This window comes from Caballeronia sp. dw_276, from assembly GCF_018449635.1.
GTDB lineage: Bacteria > Pseudomonadota > Gammaproteobacteria > Burkholderiales > Burkholderiaceae > Caballeronia.
Genome location: NZ_JAAVUV010000023.1, coordinates 24,780 through 36,118 on the forward strand (window position 1 = coordinate 24,780; position 11,339 = coordinate 36,118).

The 11,339-nt window shown below is 55.3% G+C and carries 9 protein-coding genes; all 9 read left to right on the forward strand.

Going from position 1 to position 11,339, the window contains the following annotated elements; all coding sequences use genetic code 11:
- Positions 1-98 precede the first annotated feature (98 nt).
- The 9 genes from HB633_RS30185 to HB633_RS30225 all read left to right on the forward strand — a co-directional run bounded on the left by HB633_RS30185 (position 99) and on the right by HB633_RS30225 (position 11,306).
- Positions 99-1,382: a RuBisCO large subunit C-terminal-like domain-containing protein gene (locus HB633_RS30185; protein ID WP_346730389.1), complete on the forward strand. Its 1,284-nt coding sequence runs from the start codon at positions 99-101 to the stop codon at positions 1,380-1,382.
- Positions 1,379-2,755 carry a four-carbon acid sugar kinase family protein gene (locus tag HB633_RS30190; RefSeq protein ID WP_213781792.1) on the forward strand — a complete coding sequence of 459 codons (1,377 nt, stop codon included), beginning with the start codon at positions 1,379-1,381 and terminating at the stop codon, positions 2,753-2,755. The genes HB633_RS30185 and HB633_RS30190 overlap by 4 nt, the downstream gene beginning before the upstream one ends.
- Positions 2,756-2,778: 23 nt before the next feature.
- Positions 2,779-3,669: a 3-keto-5-aminohexanoate cleavage protein gene (locus tag HB633_RS30195; protein WP_213781793.1), complete on the forward strand. Its 891-nt coding sequence runs from the start codon at positions 2,779-2,781 to the stop codon at positions 3,667-3,669.
- A gap of 27 nt (positions 3,670-3,696) precedes the next feature.
- Positions 3,697-4,491, forward strand: coding sequence for an SDR family NAD(P)-dependent oxidoreductase (locus HB633_RS30200; protein WP_213781794.1), 795 nt, complete (start codon positions 3,697-3,699; stop codon positions 4,489-4,491).
- A gap of 40 nt (positions 4,492-4,531) precedes the next feature.
- On the forward strand, positions 4,532-5,287 hold the full coding sequence (locus HB633_RS30205; protein ID WP_213781795.1) for an SDR family oxidoreductase: 756 nt from the start codon (positions 4,532-4,534) through the stop codon (positions 5,285-5,287).
- Positions 5,288-5,506: 219 nt separating this feature from the next.
- The gene (locus tag HB633_RS30210) at positions 5,507-6,541 is read left to right on the forward strand and encodes a TRAP transporter substrate-binding protein (RefSeq protein WP_213781796.1); all 1,035 of its coding nucleotides are present in this window, start codon (positions 5,507-5,509) and stop codon (positions 6,539-6,541) included.
- Positions 6,538-8,442: a TRAP transporter large permease subunit gene (locus HB633_RS30215; RefSeq protein ID WP_213781797.1), complete on the forward strand. Its 1,905-nt coding sequence runs from the start codon at positions 6,538-6,540 to the stop codon at positions 8,440-8,442. Before HB633_RS30210 ends, HB633_RS30215 begins: the two co-directional genes overlap by 4 nt.
- A gap of 440 nt (positions 8,443-8,882) precedes the next feature.
- Complete coding sequence (locus HB633_RS30220) at positions 8,883-9,680, forward strand: aldolase/citrate lyase family protein (RefSeq protein ID WP_213781798.1); 798 nt, start codon at positions 8,883-8,885, stop codon at positions 9,678-9,680.
- A gap of 345 nt (positions 9,681-10,025) precedes the next feature.
- Positions 10,026-11,306 carry an MFS transporter gene (locus HB633_RS30225; protein WP_213781799.1) on the forward strand — a complete coding sequence of 427 codons (1,281 nt, stop codon included), beginning with the start codon at positions 10,026-10,028 and terminating at the stop codon, positions 11,304-11,306.
- Positions 11,307-11,339 lie beyond the last annotated feature (33 nt).

Here is an 11,339-nt window from a genome sequence, read left to right on the forward strand (position 1 = left end):
AAACAGCAAGCTTTAGCGTTGAGTAGGGAATACCCCACAACCGTCTGTAAATCGCGCCCATCGCGTGGCGGCGAAACGTTCGACGCAGGAGAACCACGGTGACACGAAAGGAATTAACGGCGACATATCTTGTGCAGACCCCGATGCCTGGAGAATTTGTTGCGGAACTAATCGCGGGAGAGCAATCTTCTGGCACCTTCATGCCCCTAGCCGGCGAAACTGACGAGCTCAAGGCGCGGGCGCGAGCTCGGGTCGTGTCTATCAAGGAAACCGAATCAGAGATCGTTCCGCTAGCCAGTGCGTGGCTTGTACGTAAGGGTCTTGACGCTCAGCTGCTGCACGAGTACCGGATCGAAATCGCCTTTCCAATTGCCAACTTTGGCGCCAACTTGCCGGCGCTTTGTTCCACAATCATGGGTAACCTATATGAGCTAGGCGAACTCACGGGAGCACGCCTGCTCCAGTTGGACCTTCCGCCCGATTATGTGAAGCGATTCCCAGGACCGTTCCACGGTGTACAAGGGACGCGAACATTGGCAGGTGTACACGACAGGCCATTGATCGGCACGATCGTGAAGCCAAGTGTTGGCTTGAATGTCGAGGAGATCGCCGCGATCGTAGAGCAGCTATGCGATGCGGGTATCGACTTTATTAAGGATGACGAGCTTGCTGCAAATCCGGCCCACGCTCCCTTCAAGCAGCGTGTCGATGCGGTGATGCGTGTCATCTTGCGGCATGCTGATAGAACCGGCAAGCGTGTTATCTACGCATTCAACGTGACAGACAACGGTAGCCAGATGCTGCGCAATGCGGCTTATCTGGAGAAGCGGGGCGCGTGCTGCGCCATGGTCAACATGAACTGGGTCGGTATTGCTTCCGTAGAGATGCTGCGCACTCACACGCCAATGGCTATCCATGCGCATCGTGCTGGATGGGGAATGTTTACCCGACATCCCGGGTTGGGTGTCAATTACGAAGTAATCCAGCAATTGTATCGTCTGGCTGGAGCCGATCATCTGCACGTGAACGGCTTGCTCAGCAAGTTTTGGGAACCGGATGACAGCGTGGCCGCATCAGCTCGCGCTTGCCTGGACGAAAGCAATGGTCTGCGAGCCGCGATGCCAGTATTCTCGTCCGGCCAATGGGGAGGGCAGGCAAGAGACACCTTTCAGACGATAGGCTCAACCGACCTCATGTACCTAGCTGGTGGCGGCATCTTTGCGCATACCTTGGGGCCAGCCGCCGGGGTGATGGCGCTGCAGCAGGCGTGGGCTGCAGCGGCCGACGGACTTGACACCGAAAACGCTGCGCGCTTGTACCCCGAGTTTGCAGCGTCGGTGCGTCAGTTCGGCGGCTCTCAATCCACGCGAGCCGTAACATGAAGAAGCCGTTCCTTTCCTTCTACGGTGACGACTTCACCGGTTCGACAGACGCGCTTGAGGTGTTGACCTGGGCTGGACTCAACGCCGTGCTGTTCGTCGATGTGCCAGATGCGAAAATGCTGGAGGCGCACGGTGAATTGGATGCATTTGGCGTCGCAGGCACCAGCCGTACAATGTCCCCGGAAGAACTCGAGGAAGAGCTCCGTCCTATTCTCAAGAGTATTGGTCGTCACCGCACACCGATTACGCATTACAAGACCTGTTCTACGTTTGATAGCGCGCCACACGTCGGCAGCATTGGTCGTGTTATAGATATTGCTAAGGATTACTTCGAAGATGGCCTAATACCCGTGGTAGTGGGCGCGCCACAACTAGGGCGCTACATGTTATTCGGCAACCTTTATGCACGCGCGGGTTTAGATGGCTCTGTCTTTCGCTTAGACAAGCATCCCACCATGTCCGTGCACCCAGTGACACCGATGGACGACGCTGACATGCTTGCTCACCTCGGTCGGCAGACAGATAAGAAGTTGGGACTTCTGAACTATCTCCAGCTCTCAGAACCACCCGAGGTGGTCCTGAATCGGATGGACGAAATGCACCGGGTCGGATTTGAGGCCATCTTTATGGATGTGGCGGACGAGGACCAGCTTGAGAAGATCGGTACGTTATTGATGCAGATAGCCGAACGCGGTCAACCGCTGTTCGTCGTCGGTTCATCAGGTGTCGAATATGGATTGATCGCGGCCAGGCAGCGCAGCGAGAAGAGACCATCCCGCTTGCCTCCCAGCGGTGCCGCGCACGCAGTTCCGGTGCTGTGCGTGTCAGGTAGTTGTTCGCCCATTACGGCAGACCAGATTAGTCATGCCCAGCGCAATGGTTTTGCGGTACTTCAAGTCGATCCGTCAAAACTCATTGACCGCGCAGCGGCCGAGGCGGAGATGGATCGCGTTGTAAAAATGGCGCACGACACCTTTACGCGTGGAGTTAGTGTCATTGTGGAAAGCGCCTCGGGCCCGGGCGATCCTCGTGTCGCCGCTGTGCGCCAACGAGCCGTCGCGCTAGGCATCCAAAATGCCACTCGCGCCATCGCAGAGGCCACGGCGGAACTTACTAACCGTTTAGTCGACGCATGCTTACCATCGCGGCTTGTAGTTGCCGGGGGTGACACCTCATCACTGGCTGCACGCCGTATTGGCGTGCAAGCGCTACGCGCGATTGCACCTGTCGCCCCCGGTGGGCCTCTATGTCATGCATACGCGCCTGGCCGTGCCATAGATGGTTGCGAGGTCGTTTTTAAGGGCGGCCAAGTCGGTTTCAAGGACTTTTTCACTCGCGCTTCGACTGTGCAACCGGTCACGTCTACGGTTTGAACCTATCCGAAAGGAAGAGCACTATGCCCTCGAACAAACCTTTTATCTTGGAAGTCCGCGCTAACGAATACACGATGCGCGGCGGCAATCTCAACGTACCTTGGACGCCCGACGAGATCGTGGCCGACGCTGTTGCCTGCGCCGAAGCTGGCGCCGCCATCTACCACTTCCATGCGCGCATGCCGGACGGTAAGCCAGACCACCGCCTGCAGACTTACCAATACATCGTTCGACGCATAAAGGAACAGAGCAACATCCTCGTGCACCCTACGCTCGGAGCGATTGCACTTGCGGGCACCGCCCAGGAGCGGCTGGCCAACGTGGAGGCACTGTGCGCCGACCCCGCCACAAAACCACACTTCGCGCCGCTGGACATGGGATCGACCAATGCAGATGTTCGTGATCCTGAAAGCGGGAGATTTATCACCGAAGATAAGGTTTACACCAACACGACGAAAACGCTGAAGCATTTTGCAACACGCATTCCGCAATTAGGCCTGAAGCCGTACGTCATGAGCTGGAGCGTGATCTACACACGGCAGATCGAGGCCTTCATGGCCATGGGCCTCATCGACGAGCCAGTTTACTTAGCCTTTAATCTGGCTGAAGGCCATTCCATGGCTGGCCACCCCGGGACAATACGTGGACTTACGTCTCTCTTGGATTTCTTACCGCAGGGTCGCCGCATCGAGTGGACCGCATGTGTCCATGGCGGTTCTCTGGTCCCGCTTATAGGCGCCATTTGCCAGTTAGGTGGTCATGCTTCGATCGGCTTGGGCGACCACCCTTACATCGAAATAGGCAGCCAGCCATCCAACGCCGATGTCATTACTTGGGCGGGCGAGTTTGTTCGCATGTGCGGGCGGGCGCCGGCAACGCCGAACCAAGCGAAAGAACTGCTCAATATTAGCTAAGCAAATCGATTAACGGGAGACTGGAACATGGAAATCTCACTTAAGCAAAGAACTGCATTCGTGTGCGGTGCAGGCTCAGTTGGCCCCGGTTGGGGAAATGGCAAGGCGACAGCGGTCGCAATGGCACGTGCTGGTGCGAGCGTGGTTGCAGTCGATATCAATTTCGCAGCGGCACAAGAGACTGCGGGGCTGATCGAGGCGGAAGGCGGCGCATGCCTCGCCGTACAGGCTGATGCGACGAACTCCGCCAGTGTGCAAAGTGCAGTGCAGATTGCGTTGGACCGGTTTGGCTCCATCGACATCTTGCAGAACGTTGTGGGGACCACCATCATGGGCGGCCCCATTGAGTTGTCTGAGGAGGACTGGCAGAAGGTACTAGACATTAACCTTAAATCCGCCTTCTTGACCTGCAAGCACGTGCTGCCGGTGATGCTCCGGCAGCAACGCGGTGTCATCACTAACACGTCTTCGCTGGCATCGATTCGCTACGTCGGCTATCCCTATACATCGTACTACGCGGCCAAAGCGGGACTGAATCAGCTAACCCAAGCGGTCGCACTCCAGTATGCCGCGCAGGGCATCCGGTGCAATGCAGTTATGCCAGGCGTGATGAATACGCCGCTGATACATCAGCAGATTTCTGCCCAGTATGAAAGTGAAGCAGACATGATCCGCGCTCGCGACGCCGTGTGCCCGATGGGGCGCATGGGGACTGGATGGGATATCGCTAACGCGAGTGTGTTCTTGGCGTCGGACCAAGCGCAATACATCACCGGCGTTGTTCTGCCAGTAGACGGCGGCATCAGCTGCCGCTGCATGTAGCAACACCACAACTTCATCTGAGAAACGTAAGGGACTAGAAATGACCAAAGCAACAGGGACTGTGCTCGTGACTGGTGGTAGCCGCGGCATCGGCGCAGGCATCGCGCGCCTCTTCGGGACACGCGGTTGGAGCGTTGTGTTGACCTATACGAACAATGCTGATTCGGCACAGGCGGTAGTAAATGAGATAGCAGCGGCTGGGGGCAAAGCTAGCGCTATTCGCTGTGACGTCCGCAAGGAAACGGACATCCAGGAGTTATTTGCGGGGCTGGCGGCGCAGGGTAGCGTGCCTGACGTGCTCGTGAACAGCGCAGGCGTGACAGGACCAAAGACGCGGCTCGAAGAGCTCACCCTTGATGTACTGCGCGAAGTCGTCGATGTGAATCTTATCGGTTTGCTGCTGTGCTGCCGCGAGGCGGCGCGCCAAATGTCGACCCGTCGTGGTGGCAAGGGTGGCGTGATCGTAAATATTTCGTCTACCGGCACCAAGCTTGGTAATCCCAATCAGTGGGTCCATTACGCGGCGACCAAGGGCGCGGTTGACGTATTGACCAACGGCTTGGCGCGCGAACTAGCACCCGACGGCATTCGTGTAGCAGCGGTTGCGCCGGGCTTGACCCTTAGCGATCCAGCTTTGGAACCGCAGATCATGGCGCGCCTTGAGACGCTCAAAGGCGAGATTCCGATGGCTCGCCCGGGCACTGTTACCGAGGTCGCTGAGGGCGTCTACTGGCTCGCGTCCAGCGCTGCGTCGTATTGTACAGGCGTGGTCCTTAATGTAGCGGGTGGCCGATAAGACTCCCAACTGGACTTTTTATCGAGATGATTAGGGTGCGCAACACGCTCGACGGATAAACATTCAGCTGCAACTTATTAAGAATTGCTTCGAGATCAAGCCCGTCATCACCAATGTTGAACGGATGACGGGCTTACAGCGGGCACCCGAGCCCGTCAAATTCCGCCGTGCCTGCAATAGAGCGGATATCAATCGGTCAGTCCAATCAAGGAGACAGAAATGGGTATCAATCGCCGCAGCTTTCTTGTAACCGCTGGTGCAGCGTCCGTTGGCGCAGCCGCGTCCTGCATGGATGGCGCTCCATGGATCCGCCGTGCGCAGGCAGCCGAGTTCACATACAAGGTTGGCACCAATGTGCCTGCCTCGCATCCCTTAAATGTTCGCATACAGGAGGCCGCTACCGCCATAAAGGAGGAAACAGACGGCCGCATGGAGATCCGCGTATTTTCGAACAATCAGTTGGGCGGCGATCCCGATATGTTCGCGCAGCTGCGCGCGGGCGCGCTCGAATTCTTCCTAGTTTCTGGAGCAAATTCGCTCTCATCGCTGGTACCCAAGGCGGCGATCTCTGGCGTCGGATTTGCGTTCACGGATTACAACCAGGTTTTCACCGCTCTCGACGGTGAACTGGGCGCACATTTACGCGGCCTTATCAGCAAGGCAGGCCTCGTCGTACAGGACAAAGTTTGGGACAATGGATTTCGACAAGTCACAAGCAGCAACAAGCAAATCGCCACACCAGCGGACTTCCAGGGCATGAAAATCCGAGTGCCACCAGGCCGCTTGTGGATCTCACTCTTTCGCAGTTTATCGGCATCACCCACGGCAATTAGTTTCAACGAGGTGTATTCAGCGCTTCAGACCAAAGTCGTCGACGGACAGGAAACTCCGCTCGTGGTGATCAATACCTCCAAGCTATATGAGGTACAGAAGTACTGCTCTATGACGAATCATATGTGGGACGGCTATTGGTTTCTCGGCAATCGCGGTGCGTGGAACAAGTTGCCGGCTACGGTCCGTGACATCATTTCAAAGCACCTCAATACTTCCGCTCTCCAACAGCGCAAGGACGTCGCACAACTGAACGCGACATTGCAGAAGACGCTTGAAAGTAAGGGGCTTGTGTTCAACTCACCAGACACAGCTCTTTTTCGTGACAAGTTGAAAAAGTCCGGTTTCTATACCGAGCAAAAGGCTTTTTTCGGCGATGAGGAATGGTCACTGCTCGAGAAGGTCACCGGAAAATTGGTATGAAAACGCACTTGGCTGAAGATTTCTCGCAGCGGTCGCGCGACGAGCACTCCATCTGCGCATTATCACCTGTACCTAACTGGCTGGTGATAGCTGATCGCGTCCTTGGGCTGATCGTGTCCGTGCCCGCAGCCTTGCTGGTGCTCGCAGAGATCGTGCTGTTGTTCTCGGGCGTTGTCGCACGGTTCTTGCTGCACCAACCCATTGTGTGGAGCGACGAGCTTGCCGGCATCTTATTCCTTTGGCTCGCGATGACTGGAGCTGCAACCGCCCTTCATCGGGGTTCGCACATGCGGATGACAGCGATCGTCAATCGAGCAGGTAGCGAGCGCACCCGTATATGGGACACAGTGGCACTAGTTGCGAGCATGCTATTTCTCGGAATGATTGCGGCACCGGCATATGCATATGTGCAGCAGCAGTGGATGATCGTCACGCCTGTGCTCGAATTGAACGACGGCTGGCGCGTTGCTGCGATCATATATGGTATTGCATGCATGCTATTGATGTGCGTCGTGAAACTGCTTGCGTTCGGCCGCAAGCCAGCGTTGATCGGCATCGCTCTTTCGACCGTGATAGTGTTTTCGCTACTTTCAGTGGGTCCGGTACTGCAATCGCTCGGCAACTTCAACCTGCCGATCTTCTTTGTCGGCGTGGTCGGATTTACAGTGCTGAGCGGAATGCCAATCGCATTTTCATTCGGACTTGCCGTGTTCTCGTATTTGTCGCTGTCGACGTCGATGCCGCTCGAAATTGTCGTGAGCAGGATGGACGAGGGCATGTCGCAAATGCTGCTGCTCGCGGTGCCGATGTTCATCTTCCTCGGCTTGCTAATCGAAATGACCGGAATGGCACGGGCAATGATCAACTTCCTCGCGTCGTTGCTTGGACATGTGCGCGGCGGCCTGTCATACGTGCTGATTGGTGCAATGTATCTGATCTCGGGCATATCGGGTTCGAAAGCCGCCGACATGGCCGCTATCGCGCCGATCCTATTTCCAGAGATGAAGGCGCGCGGAGAAAACCCCGGCGAATTGGTAGCGTTGCTGTCGGCGACCGGCGCGCAAACTGAGACCGTGCCACCTTCCATTGTGCTGATCACAATCGGCTCGGTGACGGGCGTGTCGATTTCGGCGCTCTTTACAGGCGGCCTCCTGCCAGGGCTAGTGCTTGCGCTTGTTCTGTGCGCTTTGGTGTGGTGGCGCACTCGTGACGTGAAGCCCGTGTCCGGGACACGCGCAAATAAAGCAGCAATTTTTAAGGCGCTGGTCATCGCGCTCCCAGCTCTCGCGTTGCCGGTTGTAATCCGCTTTGCGGTGGTAGAGGGCGTAGCGACAGCAACGGAAGTGTCGACAGTCGGCATCGTATATTCACTGATCGCTGGTGTGCTGATCTATCGACGCTTCGACCTAAAGCGCGTTGGACCTATGCTTGTCGAAACTGCCGCCCTATCAGGCGCGATCCTTATCATTATCGGCACCGCAACTGCGATGGCGTGGGCGCTCACGCAGTCAGGATTTTCCCACAGTCTTGCATTATTCATGGAGCATTTGCCCGGCGGTGCGATCGGGTTCATGGCGGTCTCCGTGGTGATGTTCGTGCTGCTTGGCAGCGTGCTTGAGGGCATTCCAGCGATCGTACTATTTGGACCGCTGTTGTTTCCGATCGCGCGAGACGTTGGTATTCCGGAAGTACAGTACGCGATGGTCGTAATCCTGTCGATGGGGCTTGGCTTGTTCTCTCCACCCTTCGGCGTAGGTTACTACGGTGCTTGTGCGGTCAGCAAGATTCATCCGGACGAAGGTCTCAGGCCGATAGTTGGCTACATGGTCGCGTTGTTTTTCGGCATTATCGTGATTGCAATGGTGCCTTGGATTTCAACTGGTTTCCTCAAGAGTACTTAGCGTAATTGCAACACATGTAAATGACTGATAAAAAAGCTCCAGCGTCCAAAATAGTTTTCAGAAAAACGTTGAATTGCTTTTCTAGTAGCTAGTGAATGAGCTATTCAAGTCATTGGAAAAGTTAGCGCTTCGGTTGAGCAGGATCTCTGTTGTATTTATTTAGATCAAGGTAGCCGGTCCTCTCGAAGTTGTTGGGTCTTTATGTATTTACGCAGATCAGCAGCCCTCGTACTTTCTTCGCATAGTTCCTGTTGCGCACCGTAGGCAGGCTATGTAGTTGGGAGGCGTTAGATGTCTTTAGACCGCGACCAAATATTGGTGAGAATGAATTCCAACGATGATTTACCCGTTAGGCTATATATCGGGACTGCCGTCGTTGGCTGCTGTTTCGGGTTAGCAGTTAATGGCTGTGACTCGCCAAAACCTTTTAAAGGATCAATATGAAGGTCTCTGAATTTTCTCGCAATTCTCTTCGTCATAAATTCGCGTCTGGAACGCCCAGCTATGGCTTATGGGTGACGCTCGAAAGTCCAACTGTCACGGAAATCGCAGCCGCAATGGGTGTCGATTGGATTTGCGTCGATCTTGAACATGGTGCACTCGACTTCAACGATGTTCTCGGTCATCTTCGTGCCGCTCAAGGGACCGGCATGGCGGTTCTTGCCCGCGTACCTGCGAGTCGAGTCGATACAATCAAAAAGTGCCTCGACATCGGCGTTGATGGCGTTCTCCTGCCGCTGATCAACACGGCCGCAGAGCTATCTGAAGCGTTTGAGCATGCACGATATCCGACAATAGGTAAGCGTGGTCTTGGTGGTGAACGTGCAGTGCGTTGGGGACTAAGCATCCACGAATATATCCAACGCGCCAATGAAGATGCGTTGATCATCCCACTCATTGAGACACGCGCGGCTAGCGAAAACATAGAGGCGATTCTCGACGTACCTGGACTTGAGGCAGTTTTCTTCGGCCCGGCCGACCTTTCATCCAGCATGGGATACCTAGGTGAGTGGGAAGGACCCGGGGTGGCACAAGACATTCTTCGGATTAGTGCGTCCGCAGCAACGCGGGGAATCGTGTCGGGCGTAATCGGGATGACGCCCGAAGATATGAAGGCGCGGGTTGATCAAGGCTTCAAAATGATAGGTCTAGGCTCGGACGGTGGCATGCTAATCAAACAATTCAAGCAAATCTTCGGCACGCTTAAAGGCGAAACGTACGAACATAACTGGTTTTAAATTAATAGGAATTTGCCGCGGTGTTAGCCCGTTGGCTATCCGCCAATGCGGCAGCCAACTATCTTGGATCACTTCATTCCAATGGATGATAAGGCCGATGGCGGTCCGCCCGGGGTTCTGCATCGGGAACCGGCGCTTAAAAGCTGAAAAACGGAACTCGAACTATGCACGGACCGTCACTTTGATTCACGGTACTTCGTTTTGCGTACGACGAGTACCTTTGCAAGCCTGGTATTCGGGGTCTCGCCGATATAGCGGCAGCGCGAGAGGCCTTATCGGGGCGCACGATCATCTACAAAACAAGTTTGGCGTCTCTTATACATTCCAGATCCGGAGAAACCTCTGATGTCGGAACATTCACCGTCGAAAGTGCCACGCAAGCGTTGGTACAAAATGGGCACGCTGTTATTTCTAATTTATTTGATCTGCTTTGCGGATCGCAGCAATATCGGTGTAGCGGCGCCCGAAATGGTCCGTGAGCTAGGGCTGTCCGGCGCTGTGACAGGGGCGCTGCTGTCGGCATTTTTTTGGGGCTATGTGCTCACGCAATTGCCTGGCGGATGGTTGGCCAACAAGGTCGGCCCCAAGCGCGTTATTGTAGGCGCGCTTGTAGTGGTGGGGACCACTGGTTGTTTGACTGGATTTGTTGCTCACCTGCCCGCCTTAATGGGGTTGCGCTTTTTGATGGGACTAGGTGAAGGGGTTATCTGGCCGTCGTTCGCCGTAATGTTTTTGAACTGGTTCCCTACTTCGGAACGAGGTCGGGCTGTCAGCCTTTCGCAATATACCTTGCCGCTGTCTTCGGTAATCATGGCGCCGCTGGCGGGATGGATGATTCGGGAATTCCAGTGGAGAGCCATGTTCGTGATGCAAGGCATTCCAGCACTGGTTCTAGCCGTAGTGTTTTGGGCCATTGCTGCTGAGGACCCGGTACTTGACACTCACTTGTCGGATGCTGAGCGCGACTATATCGTTGAGCGCCGCGACGGTGCGACCCTCGAATCGAGGCCGTTCTCCGAAGTCTTAGGCCGTCAGATCGTTTGGGGTTTGTGTTTGACCTATTTCCTCTGGATTACCGGCTTATATGCTTTCGGTATGTGGGTGCCAACTGTAGTCAAGGAGCTCTCGGCAGATATGGGTATGGACACCGTGGGTTGGCTTACGGCTATCCCTTACGCTTTTGCAACAGTGGGCTTGTACTTTGTGTCGCGAGCAGCTGATCGCTCGCATTTTTCGCGCGGCTGGTATGTCTCGGGCGCGTTGTGCTTGGCTGGGTTGGCGTTGTTGATACAGCATTTTGTCGCAAACACAATGATGATCAATATGGTCATGTTGGTGCTGGCCTGCGTGGGCATCTACTCAGCGTTGGGTGCATGGTGGAGCTGGGCACTGGCGAATGTCCCACGCAACCAGGCGGCACCCGCGATCGGGCTAATTAATTTGTTCGGTAACGCCGGCGGTATTTGTGGCCCCTTGTTCGTCGGCTATGCCGCAGCTGGGGGCAAAGCCAGTGATGGCCTTTATGTGATCGGTTTTGCATTATTGTTGGGATCGCTAGTTGCTTTGTTGCTGGCATTGAAAAATCCCGAGATACAGGCAGCCGACGTAAGTCACGTGTTGCATTGATCCGTCAGTACAAGAGTAAAGAAGCTACGTCTT